At 65.7% G+C, this 25,058-nt stretch carries 28 protein-coding genes; 7 read left to right on the top strand and 21 right to left on the bottom strand.

Features of this window, described 5'->3' with window-relative positions:
- Positions 1-5: 5 nt before the first annotated feature.
- Positions 6-116, bottom strand: a complete 111-nt coding sequence (mftA, locus tag HQ312_RS18320) for a mycofactocin precursor MftA (protein ID WP_155957132.1) — start codon at positions 114-116, stop codon at positions 6-8.
- A gap of 202 nt (positions 117-318) precedes the next feature.
- Between mftA and mftM the strand changes: the two genes are divergently transcribed.
- The gene (mftM, locus tag HQ312_RS18315; protein WP_222640177.1) at positions 319-1,167 is read left to right on the top strand and encodes a mycofactocin oligosaccharide methyltransferase MftM; all 849 of its coding nucleotides are present in this window, start codon (positions 319-321) and stop codon (positions 1,165-1,167) included.
- Here the strand turns inward: mftM and HQ312_RS18310 are convergent.
- The 7 genes from HQ312_RS18310 to HQ312_RS18280 all read right to left on the bottom strand — a co-directional run bounded on the left by HQ312_RS18310 (position 1,164) and on the right by HQ312_RS18280 (position 9,518).
- Positions 1,164-1,796, bottom strand: a complete 633-nt coding sequence (locus HQ312_RS18310; protein WP_222640465.1) for a response regulator transcription factor — start codon at positions 1,794-1,796, stop codon at positions 1,164-1,166. The genes mftM and HQ312_RS18310 overlap by 4 nt on opposite strands.
- Entirely contained in the window at positions 1,796-3,088 is a 1,293-nt protein-coding gene (locus tag HQ312_RS18305) for a histidine kinase (protein WP_308115855.1), read from the bottom strand. Before HQ312_RS18305 ends, HQ312_RS18310 begins: the two co-directional genes overlap by 1 nt.
- Positions 3,085-4,323, bottom strand: coding sequence for an iron-containing alcohol dehydrogenase (locus HQ312_RS18300; RefSeq protein ID WP_081821461.1), 1,239 nt, complete (start codon positions 4,321-4,323; stop codon positions 3,085-3,087). Before HQ312_RS18300 ends, HQ312_RS18305 begins: the two co-directional genes overlap by 4 nt.
- A 56-nt stretch (positions 4,324-4,379) precedes the next feature.
- Complete coding sequence (locus HQ312_RS18295; RefSeq protein ID WP_027507089.1) at positions 4,380-5,885, bottom strand: VWA domain-containing protein; 1,506 nt, start codon at positions 5,883-5,885, stop codon at positions 4,380-4,382.
- Position 5,886: 1 nt separating this feature from the next.
- Positions 5,887-6,954 carry a MoxR family ATPase gene (locus HQ312_RS18290; protein WP_222640175.1) on the bottom strand — a complete coding sequence of 356 codons (1,068 nt, stop codon included), beginning with the start codon at positions 6,952-6,954 and terminating at the stop codon, positions 5,887-5,889.
- Positions 6,955-6,985: 31 nt separating this feature from the next.
- Positions 6,986-8,257 carry an NDMA-dependent methanol dehydrogenase gene (gene mdo, locus HQ312_RS18285; RefSeq protein WP_222640167.1) on the bottom strand — a complete coding sequence of 424 codons (1,272 nt, stop codon included), beginning with the start codon at positions 8,255-8,257 and terminating at the stop codon, positions 6,986-6,988.
- Positions 8,258-8,654: 397 nt separating this feature from the next.
- Positions 8,655-9,518 (bottom strand): LysR family transcriptional regulator, encoded by an 864-nt coding sequence (locus HQ312_RS18280; RefSeq protein ID WP_027507092.1) that lies wholly within the window; start codon positions 9,516-9,518, stop codon positions 8,655-8,657.
- A gap of 70 nt (positions 9,519-9,588) precedes the next feature.
- Here HQ312_RS18280 and HQ312_RS18275 point away from each other — a divergent pair, with 70 nt between their 5' ends.
- Entirely contained in the window at positions 9,589-10,482 is an 894-nt protein-coding gene (locus tag HQ312_RS18275; RefSeq protein WP_261782433.1) for a DMT family transporter, read from the top strand.
- Positions 10,483-10,579: 97 nt separating this feature from the next.
- Here the strand turns inward: HQ312_RS18275 and HQ312_RS18270 are convergent, their stop codons facing one another.
- Positions 10,580-11,017: an SRPBCC family protein gene (locus HQ312_RS18270; protein WP_222640159.1), complete on the bottom strand. Its 438-nt coding sequence runs from the start codon at positions 11,015-11,017 to the stop codon at positions 10,580-10,582.
- A gap of 145 nt (positions 11,018-11,162) precedes the next feature.
- Between HQ312_RS18270 and HQ312_RS18265 the strand changes: the two genes are divergently transcribed.
- Positions 11,163-12,380: an oxidoreductase gene (locus HQ312_RS18265; protein WP_222640157.1), complete on the top strand. Its 1,218-nt coding sequence runs from the start codon at positions 11,163-11,165 to the stop codon at positions 12,378-12,380.
- 56 nt (positions 12,381-12,436) lie between these two features.
- A complete protein-coding gene (locus tag HQ312_RS18260; RefSeq protein ID WP_222640156.1) occupies positions 12,437-13,099 on the top strand; it encodes a TetR/AcrR family transcriptional regulator in 663 nt (220 codons plus the stop codon).
- Between the two features lie 90 nt (positions 13,100-13,189).
- Here the strand turns inward: HQ312_RS18260 and HQ312_RS18255 are convergent, their stop codons facing one another.
- The 3 genes from HQ312_RS18255 to HQ312_RS18245 all read right to left on the bottom strand — a co-directional run bounded on the left by HQ312_RS18255 (position 13,190) and on the right by HQ312_RS18245 (position 15,090).
- Positions 13,190-13,999, bottom strand: coding sequence for an SGNH/GDSL hydrolase family protein (locus tag HQ312_RS18255; protein WP_222640154.1), 810 nt, complete (start codon positions 13,997-13,999; stop codon positions 13,190-13,192).
- Between the two features lie 4 nt (positions 14,000-14,003).
- The gene (locus HQ312_RS18250) at positions 14,004-14,405 is read right to left on the bottom strand and encodes a nuclear transport factor 2 family protein (protein WP_222640147.1); all 402 of its coding nucleotides are present in this window, start codon (positions 14,403-14,405) and stop codon (positions 14,004-14,006) included.
- Between the two features lie 130 nt (positions 14,406-14,535).
- A complete protein-coding gene (locus HQ312_RS18245; RefSeq protein WP_222640145.1) occupies positions 14,536-15,090 on the bottom strand; it encodes a PadR family transcriptional regulator in 555 nt (184 codons plus the stop codon).
- A 188-nt stretch (positions 15,091-15,278) separates the two neighbouring features.
- Here HQ312_RS18245 and HQ312_RS18240 point away from each other — a divergent pair, with 188 nt between their 5' ends.
- Together HQ312_RS18240 and HQ312_RS18235 are read left to right on the top strand one after the other, a co-directional pair.
- On the top strand, positions 15,279-15,968 hold the full coding sequence (locus tag HQ312_RS18240) for an ANTAR domain-containing protein (RefSeq protein WP_222640143.1): 690 nt from the start codon (positions 15,279-15,281) through the stop codon (positions 15,966-15,968).
- 378 nt (positions 15,969-16,346) lie between these two features.
- On the top strand, positions 16,347-17,234 hold the full coding sequence (locus HQ312_RS18235) for a sugar phosphate isomerase/epimerase (protein WP_222640141.1): 888 nt from the start codon (positions 16,347-16,349) through the stop codon (positions 17,232-17,234).
- A gap of 27 nt (positions 17,235-17,261) precedes the next feature.
- Here HQ312_RS18235 and HQ312_RS18230 read toward each other — a convergent pair whose 3' ends face one another.
- A complete protein-coding gene (locus tag HQ312_RS18230; RefSeq protein WP_308123927.1) occupies positions 17,262-18,047 on the bottom strand; it encodes an SDR family oxidoreductase in 786 nt (261 codons plus the stop codon).
- An 89-nt stretch (positions 18,048-18,136) separates the two neighbouring features.
- Between HQ312_RS18230 and HQ312_RS18225 the strand changes: the two genes are divergently transcribed.
- Entirely contained in the window at positions 18,137-18,625 is a 489-nt protein-coding gene (locus HQ312_RS18225; protein WP_222640136.1) for a MarR family winged helix-turn-helix transcriptional regulator, read from the top strand.
- A 308-nt stretch (positions 18,626-18,933) separates the two neighbouring features.
- Here the strand turns inward: HQ312_RS18225 and HQ312_RS18220 are convergent, their stop codons facing one another.
- From HQ312_RS18220 to HQ312_RS18185, 8 genes are all read right to left on the bottom strand, one after another.
- Positions 18,934-19,488, bottom strand: coding sequence for a dihydrofolate reductase family protein (locus HQ312_RS18220; protein ID WP_222640129.1), 555 nt, complete (start codon positions 19,486-19,488; stop codon positions 18,934-18,936).
- Positions 19,489-19,512: 24 nt separating this feature from the next.
- Positions 19,513-21,120 carry a carboxylesterase/lipase family protein gene (locus HQ312_RS18215; protein WP_222640127.1) on the bottom strand — a complete coding sequence of 536 codons (1,608 nt, stop codon included), beginning with the start codon at positions 21,118-21,120 and terminating at the stop codon, positions 19,513-19,515.
- A complete protein-coding gene (locus HQ312_RS18210) occupies positions 21,117-21,707 on the bottom strand; it encodes a TetR/AcrR family transcriptional regulator (protein ID WP_056449305.1) in 591 nt (196 codons plus the stop codon). Before HQ312_RS18210 ends, HQ312_RS18215 begins: the two co-directional genes overlap by 4 nt.
- Positions 21,708-21,781: 74 nt before the next feature.
- Positions 21,782-22,141 carry a hypothetical protein gene (locus HQ312_RS18205; RefSeq protein WP_222640125.1) on the bottom strand — a complete coding sequence of 120 codons (360 nt, stop codon included), beginning with the start codon at positions 22,139-22,141 and terminating at the stop codon, positions 21,782-21,784.
- Positions 22,142-22,382: 241 nt separating this feature from the next.
- A complete protein-coding gene (locus HQ312_RS18200; RefSeq protein WP_222640123.1) occupies positions 22,383-22,895 on the bottom strand; it encodes a DinB family protein in 513 nt (170 codons plus the stop codon).
- A gap of 97 nt (positions 22,896-22,992) precedes the next feature.
- Complete coding sequence (locus HQ312_RS18195) at positions 22,993-23,397, bottom strand: ATP-binding protein (protein WP_222640121.1); 405 nt, start codon at positions 23,395-23,397, stop codon at positions 22,993-22,995.
- A gap of 89 nt (positions 23,398-23,486) precedes the next feature.
- Complete coding sequence (locus HQ312_RS18190) at positions 23,487-23,870, bottom strand: STAS domain-containing protein (protein ID WP_222628122.1); 384 nt, start codon at positions 23,868-23,870, stop codon at positions 23,487-23,489.
- On the bottom strand, positions 23,867-24,724 hold the full coding sequence (locus HQ312_RS18185; RefSeq protein ID WP_222640119.1) for a GAF and ANTAR domain-containing protein: 858 nt from the start codon (positions 24,722-24,724) through the stop codon (positions 23,867-23,869). Before HQ312_RS18185 ends, HQ312_RS18190 begins: the two co-directional genes overlap by 4 nt.
- Positions 24,725-25,058: the final 334 nt, after the last annotated feature.

The following is a 25,058-nucleotide window of genomic DNA, read 5'->3' as shown; positions in this document are numbered from 1 at the left end:
CCGACTCAGTAGACGCCGCACATACCGTCGATGGAGACTTCCTCCACCAACGACTCCTGGACCAACGGTTCCTGCTGCGACGTGTCTGTCGTCTCGGTGGGATCGCTGTGAGTCATGACGTACCTCCGGTCTCGGGTTTCTCAAACGCGCATTCTCGTGTGAGGTGCGTGAATTCACTGTAGGACCGAGAGAGGTTCAGGTGTCCGATGTTCCTCTGTGACAGGCCTGTTGGCGCCCGAGGACTGCCCGATCGGGCAGGTGCGGAACCGGCCGTCACGTTGCGGCGTTCGGCCCTAGGATCGATGCTGTCCCCGACAGATGTGGGAGAGGCCTGTGACCGCGACACTCCAACCATTCGATTCCCTCGCACCGTGTGCGCCCGGTGTGTGGAGGCACGGCAACGTGACCGTCACCCGTTCCGACGATCGGATCGCCGGTGACATCCATATCGGGCGCAGCGGAGGCGTGCTGGAGGTGCGACACTCCCTGACCGCGGACCGTCTGAGCGATGCGCTGGTCGGAGAAGTCACCGACCGAGTGACAGCCGCCGGCTCGAGCAGATCGGAGTTCGAAGCGATCATGGTCGGCCTCGTGCGGTCCACCGTCCCCGGTGCGGTCGCAGCGTGGGCCACGTACTATCGTAATTCTTTGGCAGAGTTGACATCCGGTACGTCCGCCTTTGCGCCGATTCATGCCTGCGCTGACGATCTGGTCGACGGCGACAGCGTGCTCGACCTCGGTTCGTGCTTCGGGTTCTTCCCCCTGCGGCTCGCTTCTCGCGGCGTGAACGTGATCGCCACCGATCTTCACGAGGGAACCGTGCGTCTGCTCGACGCCATGAGTACTGCACTGGGCCTCGACGTCGCCACCCTGGTGTGCGATGCCGCCTCCGTGCCTGTGCCCGACGGTCACGTCGACACCGTGACGGCGTTGCACCTCCTCGAACACGTCGACGTGAGATCGGGTGACGCGATCGTGCAGGAGGCGCTGCGCGTCGCACGCCGGCGAGTGGTGATCGCGGTGCCGTTCGAAGAGGAAGCCGAACGCTGTCACGGCCATGTCCGTACCTTCGATCTCGCCGCACTGGCATCCGCGGTCTCGCGCAGTGGCGCGCCCTTCGACGTGTTCGAGCACCACGGTGGCTGGGCCGTGCTCGACGCACGCTAGATCAAGCCGCCCTTGCTCGCAGCGTAGACGGCCTCTGCACGGCGACTGACGCCCAATTTGCGCATGATATTGCTGACGTGGAACTTGACTGTGGTGGCCGAGATGAACAGTTCGGTACCGATCCTGGTGTTGGACATGCCGTTCGCGAGCAGGCGCAGGACTTCGAGTTCGCGCTCGGTCAGTCTCCCGTCGGGTTCACCTCCTCGGTTCAGTGACCGCACCACGGCGGATGCACTGCGGGCGTCGAACGCGGACTCGCCGCGAGACACTGCACGGATGGCTCGCACGAGTTCCGTGGTGTCGACATCCTTGACCACGTAGCCGCGTGCGCCCGCATGAACGGCTTCGACCACGAGTCGTTCGTCGAGGAACGTGGTGAGCACGAGCAGGCCCATGGACGGATGCGACTTCGACAATTTCTGGCACAGGGTCAGACCCTCGTAATCCGAACTGGCGGAGAGCTTGAGATCCATCAGAACCACGTCAGGGGTGAGGTGAGCCGCCGTCGTGGTGGCTTCGTCGAGTGATGCCGCCTCGCCGACGATTCTCAGGTCGGGCTCACGTTCGAGGACGGAACGCAGACCCTGGCGCAGGATCGCGTGGTCGTCGACGAGAAGGATGGAGGTCATCATGCTCCGATCGGAATCGTTGCGGCGATGCGTATCCCGCCCAGGCGCGAACGTCTGACGTCGAAGGTGCCGTCGAACTCTCGTACGCGCGCCGCCATGTTCACGAGACCGCGGTGTGAGCCGCCGAGGTCGTTGGTCTCCGCGAGTCGCATCACCACGCGGAGATCGCGGGGATCGCCGTCGCCGTCGTCGTCGACTGTCAGCAGTACCGAGTGGTCGCGATACGTGAGGCGGAGTGCCGCGCGGGAGGCGTTCGAATGCACCGCCGAATTGAACAACGCTTCACCGGCGATACGAAGGACCGCGTGCTCGAGGTCGCTCGACAACTCGACAGCGTTACCGACGGTGTTCACTTTGACCTGCAATTCGTCCGGCATGTGCACGACAGCGAGTTGATCGAGCATCTCCGGGAGTGTGGACCGATCAGAGTCACCCGCGTGGTTCAGCGCGTAGATCGCTGATCGCAATTGTTCGACTGCACGCTTGGTCAGGTCTTTCGCCAGATCGAGGCGATCTCGGCGTTCCGCGTCGGGGATCTCGCTGCGGCACACCTCGATCTGCATACCGGCGGACAGCACTGCCTGGGTGACACTGTCGTGTAGTTCACGGGCGATGCGGTGCCGCTCCTCGTCCACTACCTGGTGGCGCTGGACCGCGCCGAGCTGTCGCTGCGTGGTCTCCAGTTCAGCGTTACGCACCGCGAGGTCCGCCGCGGTGCGGCGGGCATTCTGGAACAGGGCCGAGTTCTGCAGCGCCACCGCAGTTTGCGAGGCGAGGATGCTCAGGACGGCCCCGTCGGTGGCATCGAGAGTCCGATGCTCACCGGTCCACGCGGCGAACGCCCCCACAGCGCCGCCCACCGAATCGATGGGGACGAACGCGTAGTGGGGTTCTGTGACAATGCCACCCTGCACCCGCGCTCGGCGGATGTCGTCGAGGCACTTGACCACGTCGTCGGGCAGGGGAGGGCCCTCGACGTCGCCCACGAGAAACGGTGTCGCGTCGGGGCCCAGGACCAGGCGGCGAGGGCCGGCGTCCGGAAGTGCGCCGTCCGTGAGGGCGAAGACGACCCAGCGGGCGCCGAGGTGCGCGCGAGCGGCCTCGGCCACTGCACAGATCAGGGTCTCGGGCCCCTCGACCGTGCGGACGAGTGCACGCGACACCAGATCGAGGGCGTGGAAGATCCGTTCGGCCCGTTCGGCGGCTCCCCGGTATTGCGGGTAGTAGGTGCTCTTCGACGATCGCAGGCCGGTGAGGCGGGACAGGTCCGTCACCGGTTCGCGCTGAGTCACAGTGCTTTCCGGAACAGTGCTGCGATATCGCTCTGAGTGGCCGGCCGCGGATTGGTGGCCATGCAGGCGTCGCGGAGCGAGAACTCCGCGAGGCGCTCGACATCGGCGTCGGTGACGCCGATGTTCCCGAGTGTGCGGGGAACCCCGACGGCCCGCGCCAGAGTCTCGACACGATCCGCGACCGCGAACGCTGCCTCCGCGGCCGATCCGCGGGCCTCGGGGAGCCCGAGACTCGCGGCGACGGGCACGTACGGCCGGCCGTCGGCGCCTGCGTTGAAGCGGATGACATGCGGCAGAAGTATTCCGTTGATGACGCCGTGGGGGAGGTCGAGAAGACCACCCACCTGGTGACTCATCGCGTGCGCGGCTCCGAGGATGGCATTGGTGAACGCGAGTCCGCCCTCGAGGCTGGCCTGGGCCATCACGGTGCGCGCAGGAAGTCCGTCGGGGTCTGCGATCGTGTGGGCGAGAGTCTCGATGACGAGAGTGACCGCCCGGAGGGCATGGTGGTCCGTGAGGGGATTGTGGGCGAGCGAGACGAAAGCCTCGATCCCGTGCGTCAGGGCGTCCAGGCCGGTGGCCGCACTGAGCCATTCCGGCATGGTGGTGAGCAGTCGCGGATCGATGATCGTGATGTCCGGGACCAGTGCACGGCCGAGGATGGTGATCTTGGTGCCACGGTCGGTGTCCGTGACGATGCAGAACTGAGAGACATCGGCGCCGGTGCCGGCGGTGCTGGGGACCATCACGACAGGCGGGATGGGTGATTCGACCGTGTCGACGCCCTCGTAGTCGAGGATGCGACCGCCGTTCGACGCGAGGATGGCCACGCCCTTCGCCGCGTCCATGACGCTACCGCCACCGATTGCGACGAGGACGTCGCATCCGCGGTCGCGATAGACGACGTGGCCGGCCGCGATCTCGTGGTCTTTCGGGTTCGGGGTCGGGTCCGCCCACACCACCGGTGCCATGCCGTGCTCTCGTAATTCCTTCTCGATCGCCGCGACCCACCCTGCCTCGAGCAGTCCCACGTCGGTCACCAGGAACGGGCGCACTCCTCCCAGTCTCGCGACCGCGTGCGCGACCTCGCCGGTGGAACCCACCCCGAAGACGATCTCGGGGGCGTGGAACTTGACGACCCGGCCGACGGCGTTGACGTCACCGAGCGGAACGTCCAGGCCGGGAACAGTCGGGTCCGCCGAATGCGCCGAGGACGGTGCAGAGAATCCGGACATGTGATCCAGCTTACGGCGCAACGGCCTGTCGATACCTGCCCGATCGGGCAGGACCGTCACCGCAGAGCGTTGCCGAGTTCGGGTGCTCGGTCGATGAGTTGCCGAGCATCGCGGGCCACCACGACGCCGTCGCACACGTCTGCGTACTCGCGCATGGAGCACGATGCCTGGTCCCAGTACCGCTCAGATTCCGGGGTGATCCATGCCAGTCGGTGAACCCGGCGTGAGATCTCCTGAAGCCTGTCCACTCCCGCGGGGAGACCGTTGCATCGGCCGTCGCCGACGACGATGACGGACGTCCGTGATGTGATGAACGAGCCGTGGTGGGTGAGTACCTCGTCGAGCACGCGTCCGTAGTCGCTGCTGGCTTCGAGGTCCAGTTCCGGACTGGACAGCACCGTGGCGAGAGCGTCGTCGCCTGTGCTTCGAGCCAACTCGTCCGTGACGTCGACCGGTCGGTCGACGAAGGCCAACACCGTGCATCTGTTGACCCGGTGGCGCATGCTCTGCGCGAGTCGCAGGGTGAATGCGGTGATGGGCCGAACGGACAAGGAGACGTCGGCGAGTACGAGCAGTCGAACCTGTTCCGGAACGGGGGTGCGCACGATCAGATGGAACGGCACCCCATCGGTCCGCATCCCGGCGCGCACGGTCCTGCGCATGTCGAGTCTGCCGCGACCGTGTTCACGAGGTCGAGGTCTGGGCGCCCCCCTCATCCGGCGGAGTATCTCCCGGCACGCCCCGTCCACGTCGACGCGAGACAGGGCATTCGGATCGGCCTCCGTCGCGGGTGTCGTACCCCCCGCGCTGCGCGCCAGCGCATCGACGAAGGCCTCGATGGCCTCCGCGAGTCGATCGAGCTGGGTCCGAGTCATCTCCCCCGCGTCGAGTGCGTCGCCGTAGACCGCCGCGGGATCGTAGGCGTCCAGCCAGCCCAGAATCCCGTTCGGGTCGTCCCACCGAAGAGTTCCCCGCGACACGACCGCGTCATCGGACGACAACTCACCGACCGTCGCGCTGTCGGCACGGTCCACGTCCACGGTGAACGTGACTCCGCGGCGACCCGACGCGGAATCAGCGTCCACGGACACCTGAGAGTCGCTGCTCGTGAGGCTCAGATCGTCGTCGTCCTTGTGCGGATTGAACCCCTGCTCGGCATCGGGCGTGTCGAAGTGTTCGCCCACGTCGGCGGCGCGCTCGTTGAAGTCCGCGTAGCGGGCGGTGGTGTGCTCGTCGCCGGAGACCTCCAAGTCCGTGGGCAATCCGCCGGCCACCGCCGCCGCGCTCGCTGTGCGTCCTGGCTCGTCGATCGGGAGAACGGGATCGAAGAGCGCCGAGAACGCAAGGTCGAAGCCCTCCTGCTCGTGTGGGTACTTCGCGCACGTCGCGCGCAGTGCCGAGCGCAGAAGCGGTGTGTCGGAGGCGCCGATCAGGCCCAGAACCCGCCTCACCTCGATCACCTCGGCGGGCGACGCCGCGACACCGAATCGGCGGAGGAGCCGGCCGAACACGGCCGACAGAACGTCGAGTACCCGTGCCGGAGTGGCGGACGTGGTTGTCACGTCACGCCTTCTTCCCGACTCCGCCACGGTCACGTCCGCCGTGTCCGCGGAAAGCAGCGGTGGTGCTGTTGGGTGGTCGACTGGCGATGCTGGGCGGTGGACCCGAACGGTCGGCAGTGTCGTGCGGTGCAGAGGGCTCTCGTTGTCGCCGAACGAGTTCGACGTCGCTCACGTATTTCAGCAGTGCGGAGGACAGCAACTCCCTCGTGCGCTCGGTGTCGTGCTCCTTCAGGATCATCGCGGCTCGGGCTGCGTCGATGACCTCGGAGACCGACGGGCTCTTGCGCAGGGGCAGTTCCCGCATCGACCGAGCAAGGTCGACGACGTCAGCGACCACGGACTCCTCCACCTCCGGAGCGCGGGAGGAGACGATCTCGCGCTCGACCTCCGCGCTCGGGAAATCGACCGCGAAGTGCAGGCAGCGCCGCTTGAGCGCGGCGGACAGTTCACGAGTGTCGTTAGATGTCAGGATCACCCACGGATCGGTTCGCGCCCGGAAGGTACCGACTTCGGGAATGGTGATCTGCTTCTCAGCCAACACCTCGAGGAGCAGTGCTTCCATCGCTTCCTCTGTGCGGTCGACCTCGTCGATGAGCAGCACCACCGGCTGCTCCGAGAGGATCGCATCGAGGAGGGGTCTGACAGCGAGAAAGCCCTCGGAGTAGAGACCGAAATCCGTGTCGGACAGTAGGGCGGACGCTGCGGCGAGATCCGGTGCATCGGCGAGTTCGGCCCCCATGCGGTCCCGCAACATCTGGACGTGCAGCAGTTGCTTCGCGTAGTCCCACTCGTACAGCGCGCGATTGTCGTCGAGACCCTCGTAGCACTGCAGGCGGACCAGCCGACGCCCTCCCGCGAGGGCGAGCGCCTTGGCCAGTTCCGTCTTACCGACGCCGGCCGGACCTTCGAGCAACAACGGTCGATCCAGCGCGATGGCGAGATGCACCACCACCGACAGGTCGTCGGTCGCGATGTATCCGGTCTCCCGGAGCGATGCGCGCACGTCCGCGGGCGTCGCCAGATCAGAAGTGGTCTCCTGTTGTCGAACGAAGGGTCCGGCCGTGGTCATAGTCGTGGTCCTTTCCGTGATCTTTCGTGTGTCAGTACGACGCGTTGATGGAATGACCGACGACCGGAATCATCGACTCGACCGTGACCTCGCGGGGATTGCCCGGCGTGCACCAGTCGTCCTGGATGTGCTCGGAAATGGCGAGGACGGTCTTCTCGTCTCCGGTGATGACGTCTCCGCGGCCGGTGTACTTGCCCGTGTTCATCCGGTTCTTGTCGTATAGGCGGGTGTTCACCTCTCCGAAGTTGTCCGGGATGCCGACGTCCTTCGACAGTCGAATGGCCGCCTCCACAGCAGCATCCGCGGCCTGCACGGTGGTGAGGTTGCGGGTGTCGACTCCCAGGGCGCCGGCCAGCTGCGCGTACCTTTCGTACCGGCTCGGCAGGTTGTACTCCCAGACCCGCGGAAGAGCGATGGCGTTGTTGAGTCCGTGGTGGCTGTCGAAGAAAGCGCTCACGGCATGCGAGATGGAGTGCACGATGCCGAGGCCGCCGGAGTTGAAGGCTTGCCCGGCGATGTACTGCGCGTTCATCATTCCTTCGCGGGCCTTCAGGTTCCGAGGCTCGTACACCGCTTCGCGGAGGTTCTTCGCGACCAGTTCGACGGAATACAACGCATTGCCCAGCGACGGCGCGAAGTCCAGCCGGGAGACGAAGGGCTCGCTTCCGTGGGCGAGGACGTCGAAGCCGCAGTACGCGGTGAAGTGCTGCGGGCAGGTGTAGTAGAGTAGCGGGTCGTCGATTGCGACGGTAACGATGGAGGCCTCGTCGAATGCCACCCACTTGTGGGGCTTGTCCATGTCGGAGGTGTCGGTGATGACGTAGGCCCACGAGGTCTCCGAGCCCGTACCCGCCGTCGTGGAGACAGCGATGTGCGGTGGGTTCTCCTTGTTGGTCGACTTCGAGAAGCCCTCGAACTCGTTGATGTTGCGTCCGTCGTGCGCGATGACGACGCGTGCACCCTTGGCTGCATCGTGACTCGAGCCGCCACCGACGGAGATGATGCTGTCGCACTTCTCTTTCTGGTAGAGCGCGGCGGCGTCCATGACGTTGTAGTCCTTGGGGTTGGACTCCACCTTGTCGAACAACACGACCTCGACGCCCTGGTATTCGATCTTCCCGATCAGTTCCTCGATGATCCCCGATCCCCGGAGGCCCGTCGTGACCAGAAGTGATCGCTTGAAGCCCAGGTTCTTGGCCTCGACGCCGATGATGTCGTGTGCGCCGACCCCGAGAAGGGCGCGAGGGAAGGGGTGGAACTCCTTGATCGGGAAGTCCCAGATCTGGTTGAGCTCGATGGCCATGGTCGTCTCCTGTGGTCGGCAACGGTTCGACAGTCGATGTGACTGCCATCACCATCCCTGGGGAGATCGACGGGCGGCGGACTTCCCGCTCGAACTGACCTGTTGCGCACCGAGACTGTCCTTTCGGAGAGGTCTCGATGCTGGCCGAAACGAGTGCGCACGACCAATGAAGGCCCTTGCGACGCTCCGCGTGCGCGCTGATGTGCGCTGTGTCAGCAGGACCAGGGTGTGGTAGCAGCGAATGCTACCCCTGACTGTGTGACTGAGATGCTGTGCAAGACAGCGCATTGCGACATCGCGAGTGCTCGCCCCAGCCGCTCCGCGTCGAAAGAATGTCACGCGTCACTCGTGCATGTTCCCCACAGGGTCGACATCGGGGGCGTGACGGCGCGGACGGTCACGTCGAGTAGAACGACGTGAGAGTGTCGACCAGTTCGCGCAGTCCGATCGGCGGTTCATGTCTCCACCACGCGAGATGGACCGGGATGCTCGGTCCGTCCGTGATCGGTCGGTAGGTGACCCCGGATCGGGGATGGTGCAGGGCGGTGGCTTCGGCGGTGGAGCCCACTCCTCGGCCCGCCGCGATGGTGTCGAGCCACTCGTCGACGTCGGTGGTCTCGATGAGATCCGGTACGGGGTCGGTGCCGTCGTGGGTCCAGAGCGCGGGAGTCGTCGTACCCACTCGAGGGTCGACGACGAGCGTGCGACGGCCCACCTCGGCCATGGTCAGTGTCCGCCTGCGGCGCCAGAGTGCGTCGTCGGTCGCGAACGCGGCCAGTCGTCTCTCGAGTCCGACGACGACGGTGTCGAATCGAGAGGTGTTCACCGGTGTGCGGACGACGGCGACGTCACAGAAACCTTCCGCGAGTCCGGCAGTGGGGGAGTTGTGGCGTACGAGTTGCAGTTCGATCGTCGGATGCTCGGCGGGCCACGAACGCAGGAGTGGTGTGGTGTGACGACCGACCGCGGCCCACGCGTAGCCCAGACGTAACCGTCGGCGCCTGGTGCGAGCGATGTCGTCGAGCACGTCGAGTTCGGACAGGATGCGGCGCGCCTGTGGCAGGAGTTGCAGTCCGAGAGCGGTCGGTTCGCAGCCATGAGGTGTGCGACGCAGAAGTCTTTCGCCGAGCCGGTTCTCGGTGGCGGCGATGGCGCGAGAGACGGCCGCTTGGGACACGCCGAGTTCGATGGCCGCATCCGTGAACGACCCACAGCCGGCGACAGCGACGAAGTAGACCACTTCGCGAGACGACCACGTCATAACCGCAGAGCATACCCGGAGCGTTGTATGCATTTCAGTTCTGGCTGGAGCTGCTCCTACGGTTCTCGTCATGGTGCTCAGGCAACGTCCGTCGCAGGGTTCGCGAGTTCACATGGCCGGTGCCCGGCCGGAGAACGGCAGGCGCCGATCGGTGGGCGTGACGGCCGCGCTCGCTGGATCTGCGGCCAACCAGTCCGGCGCAGCGGCGGGCGCTCTGGCTTTTCCCGCGATGGGTCCCGTGGGCGTGGTCGCCGTGCGCCAGTTGGTCACGGCGCTGGTCATGGTGTTCGTGGCGCGGCCGCGCTTCCGTTCGATGACGAGCACTCAAGTGGTGGCGGTGATGGCGCTGGCTGCGGTGTTCGGCGTCATGAATCTGAGCCTGTACCTCGCCGTCGAGCGCATCGGTCTGGGTCTGGCGGTGACGTTGGAGTTTCTCGGTCCGTTGGCTGTCGCGGTCGCCGGGTCGCGCCGCGCCCTCGACGTGCTGTGCGCCGGACTGGCCGCCGTCGGTGTCATCGTTCTCGTCGGACCGAGCGGGACCTCCGACATCGCTGGTGTCGTCGCGGCTCTCGTCGCCGCAGCGGGGTGGGCGGGCTACATCCTGCTCAATCAGCGCGTGGGAGCGCTCTTCTCGGGCTTTCGCGGAACCTCGGCTGCGGCGATTCTGTCGGCAGTCGTGTGGGCTCCGGTGGCGGTGGCGTTGTTCACGGTGAATCCGCCGTCGCCGCGATTCGTGTTGTTGGCAGCGCTGTGCGGTGTGCTCGCCTCTGTGGTGCCGTTCGCGGTGGACATGGTGAGTCTGCGGCATCTCGACGCCGGCGCCTTCGGAACGCTGGCGAGTGTGAATCCCGTCTGGGCCGTTGTAGGTGGGTGGATCGTCCTCGGGCAGGTGCTGTCTCCCTGGCAGATGCTGGCTCTGGTGCTCATCGTCGCGGCCAATGTCATCGTTTCGACCACCCGGTGATCTCCGCGCTGGTTCGTACTCGGGGCGGGCCGGATGCGTTGTGAAGGCACGTCGCGCGGTCCGCTCCCCGTGACGCGACGTGCGCCCCGATGTGACCTCAGACTGCGATCACATGTCGGGACAACCCGTCCAGTGTCTCCCGTAGCCGCTTCTCGAACGTTCCCCGCAGAGCTTTGCCCACCGGGCCGACCAGCAGCGGGCTCGTGACGTCGAGGTCGATGGTGACGGTGGTCGTGTCACCGGACGCGTCCAACCCCAGGCGCATGTGGATCTTCGAGCCGGTCGAACCCTTGCCGCGGAAGACGACCTCGCTCGGCGGCCGGAACGATTCCACCTCGAAGGTGATGGTGTCGACCAGGGCGGCCACCTTGATCTTCTCCACCATCGTCGCGCCGACCTCGATCGTGCTCGGCGGCAGCTCTTCCCAGCCGGCGTGCAGAGCGTGCCAGTGCTCGAAGGTGGTCACGTCGGAGACGGTTTCCCAGACCTTCTGCTGGGGCGCGGCGATGTTCCGGCTCACGGATGTGAGGCTCATTCGGATTCCTTTCGGATGCGGTCGACGAGGCAATCAGGCCATGTCGTTGACTCGATGTCAATATTGACACGAAGTCAACGAAACTCTACGTTCGGTGTCACAGATCGCATCTCCGCTCCTCAGGGGCCCGACCGAGAGTGACACCATGACGACACTGACCGAGTCCTCCGCACCGACCACGGGCATCGATACCGGTGCCGAGGTAGTACGACAGCTACGCGACCTGCTGCCGCAGCTGAAGTCCGGTGCCGCGGCGAACGAGCAGGCGCGCAGGTTGTCCGAGGACACGGTCGACGCCCTCCGCCGTTCCGGCGCGTTCCGGATCGCAGCGCCGGCCCGTTTCGGAGGGCTGGAGACGAACTTGCGGACGATGCTCGAGGTGTCTGCCACCATTGCCGAGGGTGACGGCGGCGCAGCGTGGGTCACCACGCTCTCCAACATCAATCACTGGGCACTCGGAATGTTCACCGAGCAAGCGCAGTCCGAGGTGTACGCGGACGGGCCGGACGTCATCATCTCCGGCGTCGTGTCGCCCACTGCCACCGCGCGACCGGTACCCGGCGGTTACCGCGTCAGCGGCCAGTGGCCGTACGCCTCGGCCAGTCTGCACGCCACGTGGTGCACCGGAGGCGTGGTGATCCTGGACGAGGACGAGACGGTGATGGATCAGGGAATGGCGCTGATCCCCCGAACCGATTACCACGTCGACGACACCTGGTACGTGACCGGAATGCGTGCATCCGGCAGCAACACCGTCGTCGCAGACGACGTGTTCGTCCCCCAACATCGGATGCTCTCGATGATGGGTGCCTTCAGCGGTTCCTATGTCTCCGAGCGCACCGATTCCGCGTTCGCCAGGTCCGCGTTCGGCCCCATGCTGGTCATGGTCCTTGTCGGACCGCAGCTCGGAATGGGTCGAGCTGCAATGGAACTGGTGCGCACCAAGGCTGCGGAAAAGTCTCTCGCCTACACCGTGTTCGAGCGCCAGGCAGACTCGGTGGCGTTTCAGATGCTCGTGGCCGAGGCGGCTCTGAAGATCGACACCGCCCACCTGCACGCTTTCCGCGCAGCCGACGATGTCGAGCGGTGGGCGGACGCGGGGGAGTATCCGGACCTCCTCTCGCGGGCCCGTGTCCGCGGCGATGCTGCGACCGCGCTGCGCAGCATCAACGAGGCGCTCAACACGTTGCTCGATGCCACCGGCGCCGGCGCCTTCGCGGAGGTGAATGCGCTGCAGCGGATCTGGCGCGACTCGAACGTCGGTGCGCGCCACGCGGTGATGCTGCCCCGAGTGTCGATCGAGACGTACGGAAAGGCTCTGCTGGGGGTCGAGCTGCACGATCACATCACCCCGATCATCTGACGATCGCGGCCGTCACCTACTCACCCCGGGTCGGCTGTTCCCGATACAGTGACGTCGTGTCGCGCCCGCCTGCCAAGATGACCGCCCGGTCCGCCCGGGCGGCGGAGACCCGCCAGCGACTCATCGACACCGCCGTCACGCTCTTCGCCGAGAACGACTACGACAAGGTCGGCGTCGGTGAGATCTCCAAGACGGCCGACGTCGCGCACGGGCTGTTGTTCCACTACTTCGGCACCAAGCGAGGCATCTACCTCGAGGCCATGCGATCGACCGCCGAGGCGATGGCGCGCGCGTTCGACGGCATCCCCGACGCAACCCCGGACAAGCAGATCCGGGCAGCGCTGACCGCACACCTGACATATCTGCGTGAACACCGTGGCCTGGCGCTGCGGATGGTTCTGGGCGGTCGAGGCGCCGATCCCGAGGCGTGGCAGGTATTCGAGAATGCCCGCACAGCAGCGCTCGTCGCCGCCGCTGCCATGCTCGGCATCGATCCCCACAACGACGCGATCAGGTTGGTCGGACGGACAGCCGTTGCCGCTGTGGACGAGACGAGTGCTCGGTGGCTGGAAGTGGAGAGTCGGTTCGACGTCGATGTCGTCGTCGACATGCTCGTCCACCTCATCGCCGGGTGCCTGAGATCTGTCCCGTTCCTCGATTCCACGGTCGACGTGGATCACGCGGTGTCCGTTTTACTCGGCGACTCCGCACCCGCGTAGCTCAGGTGGCATGGCCTGTGAGTGGCAGGATTGCCGGCGCCCCTCGACCGAACAGTGCCTCGCTTCCACATCGAAGCCGATCGCGCGTGCTCAGCTCGAAGGGTCGTCGAAGATTCCGGCCGGCGCACGGTGGTGTGGTGGCTCCTGCTCCACGGCCGCGAGCACGCCGTGCACGCCGGCCCGGTCGAGGGCGGTGACGACACCGTCGGCGAAGATTCCGTGCAACTCCGACGACGGATGAAACCCGTCGGAGGCGAACATCCGATGCGACGGTTCGAAAGCCACGTCCGACAGCAGAATTCGCGGACGTGTCGCGATGAGTTCGCTTGCAATGGCAGTGAAGTCGTCCGCTCGGCGTCCGAGCACCGTCTTCAGCGGCGCGGGAAGGGCCGGGAACTCTGCGAGTGGTGCGAGCGGAATGAACAGGATCGCCGCACGAGGGGCGGCATCGATGACGCGATCGAGCAGTGCCGACAACTGAGCCCGCCAGGTCGCCCGTGAGTGGAGATTCTTCGTGTCGTTCACACCGACCGAGACGACCACGATGTCGGCAGCTCCGAGCACCACGTCGTCGACGAGGCCCAGAACCTCGCGTGCGGTCGCTCCGGATCTGCCGACGATCGTCCATTCGACGGGTCTGCCCGTTCGTGTGTTGATGCGCCTCGCCAGATGTCCACCCAGAGCATCGGCATGCTGATCGATTCCCACGGCCGCGGCGAGGCTGTCGCCCAGCACGACGAGCTGCACAGCCCTGGCATCGGTCCCGTCGATCCGACCGTTCACGCCGCGTGCCGCGGGCAGGCGTGGGGTGGAGCGCCGTACCCGAATGCCCTGGGCGAGAACGATCGGAGCTCGATGTCTGCTGAGCCACGCGAGGCGCAGAACACCGGAGGCGGTCATGGTGTCACCGTGCGCTTCGCTCGACGGCGTCGGCCTTGATCTGCTCGAAGCGAGAGCCCATCGCAGCCGACAGGGCCTCGGCCGCACGCAGTGGTCGCACCATCACCATGAAGTCGACGATCCGACCTTCATCGTCGTACCGGAGAAAATCACACCCGGTCAGCGACATTCCGTCCACTGTCGCCTCGAAGACGAACGCGTGGTCTCGACCGTGTCCGTCGTGGATCTCCCGGACGTAGTGAAAGCCCTCGAGCACCTGGAGGACGGTGCGGAGTATCGCGGAAACGATGGCCTTCCCTTGATAAGGGGCGAAGGCCACGGGGCTTCGGAACACGACGTCGTCCGCCAACATGTCGTCGACGGCATCGAGATCTCGCGCGTCGATCGCCTGGCGGAAGGTCGTCATGACAGCCCCTAGTCAATTTGTTGAATACTGTAGAGCGACAGTACTGCGGTGACCGCATCGTGTCCAGGGTCGTCGTTCCTGCCCGATCCGTCCGACGGCAGCACGGGGCAGACGTTCCGTTCGCCGGGCGTCAGGTCGATCGGCCCGACAGGATGTCGCGCACGTAGACGCACCATCTGATGTTCTCCTCCTCGAAAGCAATTCCGCGTGCGAGTGTCAGGAAGTGCCCGATCCTCGCCGTGTCCGCGAGGTACTCGGCCTCGGTCAGTCCATCGAGCATACTTTCTCGAGATTGCCTGTACTGCAACAGTTTGCGTATCGAGGCGGCCTCCCTTGTATCAAGGTGCGCCATGATCGCGCGGACGTCGCCCACGTCCACTGCCTCGATCTGCACCAGTAGTTCGTCACGTACGGCTGTGGGCTTTGGTTCGCGAATAACGAACTGCTGCAACGCTGCTCGTCCTTCGGAGGTGAGCCTGAACAGTCGCTTGTTCGGCCGTCGTTGCTGCTCGACCAGGCGTGCTTCGACGAGGCCATCTGCCTCCAGCTTGTCGAGTTCGCGATAGAGCTGTTGCGAGGTGCAACTCCAGAAATTGGCCACCGCGATGTCGAAGCTCTTCGTCATGTCGTAACCGGAGGACTCACCGTCGAGGAGTGCGGCGAGAATCGCGTTCCGTAGAGCCATTGCGCGATGCTACATCGGGGTAGGTGTCGAATTGAGTACTCAGCGGCATCCTGGGCGCGACGTACCGTCGCGGTCGATGTGTGAAGGCTGCGCGGCGCAGACCACCCGAGCGATGAGCGTTTCGAACCTCCCGGTCCGATCGATGGCACGATGAGAAACAGAGGCGGCTCGGAACGGGGGGCATCGGCGTGAACGACGGTGACGACGCACCACCGGGCGATGATGGTCCGTTGGGTGGACTGGCCGGTGTCGGCGACTGGGTCGATGTGTGCATCGACCTCCTCGGCGCCGACGGTGCCGCGGTGATCGTCACCTCCCCCGAGAATTCGGATGCACGTTCGCTCGTGCACGCGACGTGCGCATCGGCGACGGCGGTGGCGGATGTGCTGTACGTGCACGGGTGCGGTCCCGATCGGGCCGCGATCGACGACAACGCGGTGTGCACGATCACGTCGGGTGATCCGTTGGATCGCTTGCGGTGGCCGGCGCTCGTCGAGCAATTGTCGTCGCTGGGCGTGGGGTGGGTGCAGGTCTATCCGATCGGTTCGGGTGATCGTGCATCGGGTACGATGCAGATGCATCGACGCACCCCGCCGACGCGTCGATGGCCCGGGGAAGTCGACGTCTTCGTTTCCAAGCTGGCCCGCGTGTTGGGTGACGACCTGGTCGGCCACGTCGGGATCGACGGTCTCATGCGTCACCATGTCGATCTGCAGTCTGCGAACATCGCGATCGGCATGCTGATGGCCCGTCATGATCTGGCGGCAGACGAAGCCTCGGCCCTGCTGCGGGCCCGCGATTATGCGTTGTCGATCTCGTCGGTCGAGGTGGCCCGGTGGGTCATCGACGGCGGCGACGTCACTGCCGGAACGGTCTGACACTGGTCGGATCGGCCACCACGTCGCTCTGCCCGCGTCGGGATCACGCGGGCCGTCGCGAGGGTAGATGGCTTCAGGGTCCCGACTTTCGATGGGTGACGTCGTTCGAATGAGCCTCGACGTGCCCGACAAGCTGAGTCGCCCTCACTCGGTACGACGCGATCGTCCGGCCACGACCGGATCGGACCGGACCGGCAGCGCCACGTCACCCCGGCGAGGGGTTTTTGATGGCTCCACCTGCTTGATCCGACGATGTCGCAATCGGCACACTGCAGGTGACCACCTCGCCCCCGGTGCCACCTCCTGCATCCGGGCCACGTCGCACCAGTCCTCATCGCGGTGGCCGCGAGGTACCCCGACGCAGACAGGATCCTGACCATGACCCGAGGAGCGGACCGACGCATCGCACCGATGGCGCCGGAACTGATCGCAGCGTGTTGGACGTCGGCGGGCGATGTCCGCCCCGACGCGCCACACCCTGTGAGTCCGATTCCGATCGCGGACCGGATCACGGCGGTATCCGATGCCGGGTTCGCCGGCATGGGGATGGTCGCCGCGGACCTCGCGGCAATTCGCGACGACATCGGACTACCGGCCCTGCGGAGCATGCTCGACAATTCGCCGTTGAGGTATGTCGAGATCGAACTGCTGGAACGGTGGTGGATCCCCAGAGGAGAGAACGGAAGCACCCACGACACTCGCGACCTGCTGCTGGAGGCCGCTGAGATCCTCCAGCCGACGCACATCAAGATCGGCTCGGAGAATGCGCCGCCTCGTGACCTCGAACCACTTGTCGACGCGTTACGCGTGTTGACCCGCGAGGCCGTGGAGCGCGGCACCCGCATCGCCATCGAACCGATGCCGTTCTCGATCATCTCCACCATCCCGGACGGGGCCGACCTCGCCCGCGCCACAGGAGATCCCGCGTGCGGCGTGATCGTCGATGCCTGGCACGTCTTCCGGGCCGGCACCACCCTCGACGAACTGCGATCTTCCCTGACCGGCGACGTCGTGTTCGGTGTGGAACTCGATGACGCCGACGAGCACGTCGTCGGGTCGTTGTTCGACGACACGATGGACAACCGTCGATTGTGCGGTGAGGGAGTGTTCGACCTGAACGGACTGATCAGTGTTCTGCGCGAGGTCGGATACGACGGAACTTGGGGTGTGGAGATCTTGTCCGACGACTTCCGGCGCATGCCACTCGATCTCACCCTCACCCGAGCGCACGAGAGCGCAGTCGCACTGGTGCATCCCCTGCCATGACGTCGGGTCGGCGAGGTCGATCCACTGTCAAATGATCGTGGGGAGTACACCGCCGTCGGCGCGAATGGCTGAGCCGTTGATGGCCGAGGAGCGAGGACTTGCCAGGAACGTGACCAGGTCGGCAACCTCCTCGGGTTCGATGAAGCGTTCAATGAGTGAACTCGAGCGCACCAGCGACGACGTCAGATCCTCCGGCGGGACGCGCTGGGCGGACGCGATCCCCTCGACCGCTTCGGCGACGCCATCGGAGTAGGTCGGGCCGGCAAGAACGGTGTTCACCGTGACGGCGGTACCTCTGGTGAGTTTGGCCAGCCCATTGCCGAGAGCCAGTGCCGTGGCCTTGGTCGCTCCGTAGTGGACCATGTCGACAGGGACATCGATCGCCGACTCAGTGCCTGTGAAGATGATTCTTCCCCATCCTCTGTCGATCATTCCACCGAGCAGGGCTCGCGAAAGCCGAACTGCGCTCATCACATTGATGTCGAAATAACGCGACCACTGCTCGTCGGTGATCTCGAAGAAGGGCGCGACCTCGAACACGCCGACATTGTTGACCAGAATGTCCACCTGTCCCAGCCTGCCCAGAAGTGTGGATACCTCTTCCATGTCGCACATGTCCGCTGAGATGCCGTCGACACTCGCGCCGGGGACGGCCTTCCGGAGACGGGTCACAGCCCCGCTCACCTTCTCCTCGGTGCGACCGTTGAGGACGACCGATGCGCCTTCGCCTGCGCACGCTGCGGCCACGGCGTACCCGATGCCTCGAGTGGAGCCGCTGACGAAGACTCGTCGTCCGGTGAGGTCCAGGTTCACGGCTACTCCTCCAGTCATTTTACTTGCCTGAGCAACTTAACTGTAGCGGCAGACACTTTCCCAGGCAATCAATGGGTAGGGTGCGAGTCATGGACCAACCGCTGCATCCCGTCGACTTCACGGCCGACGAGCTCGCGACGTGGTCCTCGTTCGCCACGATGCTCGAGTGGCTTCCGGTCGCTCTCGACGGTCAGCTGCAACGGGATTCGAATATGAGTCATTTCGAGTACGGACTGCTCTACGCCCTGTCGCGTGCCGAGGGGCGCACAGTGCGCATGAGTACGCTGGCAGGCTTCGCCAACAGCACTCTGTCGCGTTTGTCCCGCGCTGTGGCACGGCTGGAGCGCCGCGGGTGGGTGCAGCGTTCCCCCGATCCGATCGACGGCCGGGTCACGACAGCGACCCTGACGCCGAGCGGTCTCGATGTCACGCGGGCTGCCACACCGGCTCACGTGGCCCTGGTCCGGACGCTGGTGTTCGGCTCGCTCACCGGCGGTCAGGCAGAGGAACTCAGGCGCATCAGCTCGCAGATCGCCAGTTCGATCGGTGCCGACGGTCGATGGGTTTCGGGTGGGTGACTCACGGAGATCCGAGCGCCCGTCGGAGAGGTCACGCGGGCCTGGTCGCCACGATCCCACCGGCGACGTCGAGGGTCGTCCCGTGTACGAAGGCAGCCTCGTCGCTCGCGTCGACGCATTCTCGTCCTCGACGAGCCGGTCTCGCTCGCGGCGGCCACGGTCGGCTACGTCAGCGCCGCGCATTTCTCGCGGGACTACCACGCGGCCTACGAGGTGACTGCGGCGTCCGATGCCGCGCGCCGACCATGAGCTGACACAGCCACCGGCTCGGGCATTCTCGCCGCGTGTCAGTCAGTCCTCGAGCAGGCTCAGCTCGTCCGTTGCGTGTCGTATCGGGTGAGAACAGTCCCGGAAGGAAAGGCGCGGAACTCCCGCAGGACGAGGTGTCGTGGGGGAGTTCCGTCGAACAGTCGCCTTCCGTGTCCCCTCGCGAACGGGTGGACGAAGAGCCTGTACTCGTCGACGAGATCTGCGCCGATCAGGGCATGGCAGAGGTCGATACTTCCCGTACAGACGATGTCGGAGCCGTCGAGTGCGGTGATTCGACCGATCTGGTCGACGAGGGGACCCGACAACATTGTGGTGTTCGCCCACCCCGGGTCCTGCAGCGTCGAGGACACCACGTACTTCGCGACGCGGTTCAGATGTTCCGTCACGCCGGTCGTGTCATCGGTTCGAGGTGCCCAGAAATCGCGCATGCCCTCGAACGTCCTCCGTCCCACGAGAAACCCGTCGGATGCGTCGCGCTGAGCGGCCAATGCCCTGTCCATGTCGGGATCGTGACCGGCGCGTGCGAACCAGTCGTCGGTAGCTTCGATCACCCCGTCGACCGTGATGTTCTGGGTCACGACAAGTCGTCGCACGACTCGATCCTTTCTCGCGCGTGCTCAGCCACGGTCGACCGTGTCCCAGAACGCGCAGTGATGTTCGGCGCGGTGGTCGATCAGGTGTACCCCGGAGCCGGTGGCGGCATTGTCGAATTGCATGACCGTGGTCTCGGTGCCGGTGGTGGCCGGCCACTCGGCACCGTCGGCAGGACCGGGTGTGCCGTTGTGGGCGAACGCAGCCCATGCCGCCACCATGGCGTCACCGAGCTCGCGTTGCCCTGGTCCCGTGAGGAGGTTCTCGCCGCCGAGATCGAACAGATACGGCAGGTCGGTGGCGTGCGCCGCGCCCTGCGACATACCGGACGCCGACACTCCGCTGACATCGGGCGCACTGCGATCGGCGAATTCGTAGCTGTAGACCGGTGTCCCGTCGGCGGCGAGCTCACGGGCGCCACGGGAGGTCGTGCATGCCCAGGCGACGTCGGTGACCAGGGTCGCCCAGGCGACGGGCGCCGACTCGTAGTCCGCCAGCGGATAGTGCGCGCCGACGGATGCAGCGTCGGCGGGAAACGAGGCTTGGATGAGGGACTGGTAGTTGTCCGCCGTGACCGCCGCGGGATCGGTCAGGAGCAGACCGCCGATGAAGGAACGGTGCTCGTCCCGGTTGCCGCCGGACAGGACGGGCACGTGAAGCCAGTCTCCGGCCTCGACGGCGAGTGCGGGTTCCTGTGGGAGCAGGCCGGTGCCGTAGGCCAACGGGTTGCCGAACGACGCGGCTTGCCCGAGCAGAGCATCGACGGGTCGTTCTCGCAGGCAACCCATCGGGTCAGGGTCGGTGCACCCGAGTGCAGTGGCGACCGCTACGCCCTGTGATTCGCTGTCGGACAACGGGATCAAAGACGATGACGCGGGTAGTCCGGGGAACAGGGTGCCGGGAGGCCACGCGAGACGGCAGGAACCGGAGGAGAAGATGGCGCGGTCGATCAGTCCTTCGGCGGCCGGTGAGGTGAGCGCCGCGCAGGTGGAGGTTCCACCGGCCGACTCCCCGTAGAGCGTCACCGAATCCGGGTCTCCGCCGAAGGCCGCGGCATTGTCGTTGGCCCAGCGCAGGGCGGCCAGTTGATCGGCGAGACCGAAGTTGCCGGATCCTGCCAGGCCGGGCAGTCCAAGATATCCGAGCATCCCGAGTCGGTAGTTCGCCGAGACGACGATGACGTCACCCTGGTCGGCGAGCTTCTGCGCGTCGTACTGCGAGCCGGCTCCGCTGGTGAATCCGCCACCGTGCCACCACATCAGAACCGGACGGGGCTCGGCGCTCGCGCGTGCCGGGACGGTGACATTCAGAAACAGGCAGTCCTCGTCGGTCGAGGAGACTGCCTGCGCGGTCTCGCCGGTCTGCGGACACGGTGAGCCCGCTTTCGTTGCGTTGAGGACCTCGTCGGTGTCGGGCATCGGCTCGGGGAGGGTCCATCGGCGGTCACCGGTGGGGGGTTGTGCATACCGCACGCCGAGAAACTGGTGCGTGTTCCCGACTGCGACTCCCTGCAAGGTTCCGGTCGTGCTGTCCACCACCGGGTTCGACTCGGTGTCCGGTTCGATCCCCGTCGAGGTGCACGCGGACACCATCAGAGTGGTGGCTGCGACGACGGCAGCGAGTGCGCGCCTCACGGGAGCGCCCGCGTTGCGGCGTCGAGGGTGTTCACGAGTTCGTCCGCGAGAACACCGGGGTCGGCTCCTGCTGCGGTGAGCCCGACCGCGGTGTCGAGAACGGCGCGGATGGTCAACGCCATGAGTGTCACATCGAAATCACGCATCTCGCCGGACACCTGACCTCGTCGGAGAAGATCGGCGACGGACATCATCTCGGTCGCGTGCTCGGGTCGCTCGTCCCGTCGCAGGCTGTCCTCGGTGCGGCTGGTGTAGATCGCCGTGAGAGCTCGAAGGTGGATCGGGTAGCGGGCGTAGAAGGCGATGCTTCCCCGGACGAACGATGCCAGCCCGCGTCGTGGGGACGGGGCGGACTCGGTGTCGGGCTGCACTTCGCGGCGGCCCAGGTCGTAGATCTCGTCGACCGCGGCCTCGAACAGTTCTCGTCGCCCGCCGGGAAAGTGGTAGTTCACCACCCCACGGCTGACACCGGCGTGTTCGGCGATGCGTGAGAGTGATGCTCCTTCCACGCCCAGGTCGGCGAGAGAACGAATGGCAGCCTCGACGAGCTGTGCGCGTCGTGCCGTGCGAAGGAACGTGCGAGTCATGGTTCAGAATCTAGCAAGCATGACCATAATCTGACAGTGCTGTCAGAAAATTTGAGGATCGAGGTGCCTGCACGTCAGGCGGGCCCGCGAAGCTTCCCCCGTACGACGATGACTCCGACCAGGATCACCAGTGCCGCGACGACGAGCGCCGACGGTCCGCCCCGAGGTAGCGAGGTCAGAACCGGTGCGGCTGCGAACAGCGCGAGACCGAGCGGGGGCAGGGTCATCAGTCCCACCCCCGTCCCGTACCAGAGGCCTTGTCGTTTGTCCCAGTCCGATCTGGCCTGCACGGCTTCCTCGAAGCGGACGATCGCGATTCCGAGTGGCGTAGCGACGAGGAGCCACAACAGCGGCGACGTCGGTAGTCCCGGTCGACCGAGAAGTGCATCCGTGACCAGAGTGGCACCGAGATAGGCCGGCAGGAACATACTCACCGCCAGAACGACTCCGAGCGTGACATCTGATGGCTCGTCACTTGATGGCGACCCGACAGACGAGGTCGGGTCGGGACTCATGACTCGAGCGTATCGACACCGAGGAGATCGAGGGCGGTGTGCCGCCACCGCGCCGTGCACTGTTGTCAGGACCCAGCGCGGACACATCAGAGTTCTGCGCGAGTGGACCGTTCACCGCGATCCGATCGCCGAGCGTGGTCTGTCGCGCGACGATCGGCGGTCATTCCCCGGTGTCCCCGTCGATGCACTGGCGGAGGAGATCTGCGTGTCCGTTGTGTCGGGCGTACTCCTTGATCAGGTGCAGGTGAATCCAGCGCAGCGAGACCTGCAGGCCATCGACCGTGCCGATCGACAACGCTTCCAGGTCGGTGTTCACGGCGAGGGCCCGACTCTCCTGGACGGCCCTCTCGTAGGCAGCGAACACCTCCGCGACAGGTGTCGAGTCGAGGCTGTCGAAGTCTCCGTCGGGCTCGGCGTCCGAGTAGTACAGAGGTGGGCGTTCACGGCCGGCGAGCCGTCTGGCGTACCAACTACGTTCGACTTCTGTCAGGTGTCTCACCAAGCCGAGAAGGGACAGAGTGGACGGCGGTATCGACCGCACTGTCAACTGCGTGTCGGTGAGACCGTGGCACTTCCACAGCAGAGTTGCTCGGTGGTAGTCCAACCACGATTCGAGCATGGCCACTTCGTCCGCGACGAACGGCGGTTCCACGCGGTTCACAGGGTCGGTCATGGTCGAACTCTATGTCCGGACACCGACACGTGGGTTCGACCGACTGGATGCCACGGATCCAGGTGAGCTGCGCGAGTGGGTCATCCGGAGCGCTCAGTCAGTGGAACGCGGACTCCGGGTGCTGACGCGCCATCGAGGACCACGTCGCGCGGACGGTGGTCCCCGTGCCCGAGTGATCCACTGTCGACGAGGTGCTCAGTGCCGTGATGAGCGGCAGGCCGTTACCCCGAAGAGCGTTGTGCACAGGCAGTTTCCACCGCCCGAGATCAGCGACGGTGACGTCCAGCGCGCCGAGGTCGACCGAGTAGGTGGCGCTGATCTGCATCGTGCCGACACCGTCCGTGTCGAGGTACGCGTGGTCGACGACATTGGCCATCGCTTCGTACACCGCCAGCACCACATCGGCTCTGCGCGCGTCGTCGAACGGTAGGACACGGAGCCATGCGGACAATGCTCGGCGTACGGCGCCGATGCACAGGGCGTCAGCGGGGACATCTGACATGACGAGGCCCGGGTTCCGGACGCTCGGACCGAGAGTGCTGTCTGCGACACCGTCATGGGTCGCGTTCAGCACGCCCGCCGTGCGACCGTTCAGGACGACACCGCGGCCAGTGCCGCGTCGAGGTCGGGGTGGAGCGAGAGCATCTCGTCCATTCCGACGAGCGTGAGTGGACGGGTGGTCGCAGGCCCGTTCGACACGACAGCGAGCGCGACGAGTGCGCCGAGTCGGCGGTGCGTGTCGATGAGGGCCGTCATGCCGGTGGAAGAGAGAAAATCGACGTCGGTCAGGTCGACGATCACCGCAGAGGGCACGTTGTCAGACAGTGCTCGGTCGAGACCTGCCGTCAGCATGGGCGTGGACTCGAGGTCCAGATCGCCGCGGACCGACACGATGAGTACAGACCCGTTGCGGGCGGCGGTGACCTGGACGGATCGTCGGTCGACGTCCTGTTCGCGTGCGCGATCAAGGGTCACAGCGGTACCGCCACGACCGAGGTGACCGTGCGTTCCGCAAGCACCGACACACGCACGTTCTCTCGTTGCGATTGCTCGACCAGAGCGGCGAAGGCCGCGTCCGCGGTGATACCCCGCACTGCCATGACGATGCCCTTCGCCTGTTCGATGCAGGCGCGGGTCTCCATCGCTCGACGCAGATTGCCTGACTCTTCCCGAGCGTCCGCGGTGTGCCGCGATTCCCACACCGCGACCTCCACGGCGGTCACGAGCACCGTGACCAGCACTTCGTCGATGTCGCTGAAGCCGTGATCGCCGAAGCTGTAGATGTTCAACGATCCGGCATGTTCGAAATCGACGTCCAGGGGTGCCGACAGGAAGCTGCGCACACCGGCCTCGGAGGCTGCCGCGGCGAAGAGCGGCCATCGCGCCGCAGCATCCTCGACGTGAACGCACACGATGCGCCCGGTCCGGGCGGCCTCGAGGCAGGGCCCCTCGTTCACGCGGTACTGATCGGCATCGATGTCGCTGACTCGGGAATCCGACCGCGCCGCGGTCTCAGGGTTCGCCGCGTCGTGATGCAGGAGGGTCACCCCGGCCATGTCCGCTCCGGGGATCGCGGCGACCGCCTGTTCGCACAAGCCCTGGAGGAGAGTCTCGAACCGACTGTGCGACAGCAGGAGTCCACGAAAGGCGTCCAATGCGTCGAAGGTGTCCGCGGCGAAGTACTGCATCGTGATCGCCGTGCGGACACCACTGGCCGTGCGGGACGACAACGCTCCCGCGATCTCGTCGTCGAAGGCGTTCGCGGCGGCCAGTGCTGCCGCCGTGCTGTGATCGTCCGGGGGCAGGCCGGGCGTGACCGAATCCGTCATGCGGAGTCCTCTGTGGTGCAGTCATGACACCTGTCGACGTGCGCGGAGGACGCTGCGCGGTGATGACTTCACCGGATGCGCCCAACCGTACGCCGCGGGTCGACCCCACACACGGTATGTCGCAACGCGCGACCACCGGACGTCCGGTCGATGCTCGTCCGACGCAGACCGACTAGTGACGTGTGGGTGCGCGGGAGGTGACACGGGGCAGGAATGCGCGGTCACGACCACGGGACAGTGCGGCCGGGTTGTGAGACCGCCAGACAATGGTTCGGCCGCGCTCTCGGTGGAAGGCCCGAATCTAAAATTCATGCATGGAGCACCCAGAAGTTCG

The organism is Rhodococcus sp. BP-316 (assembly GCF_019836105.1).
Lineage (GTDB): Bacteria > Actinomycetota > Actinomycetes > Mycobacteriales > Mycobacteriaceae > Rhodococcoides.
This window is presented reverse-complemented; position numbering and strand designations above follow the sequence as displayed.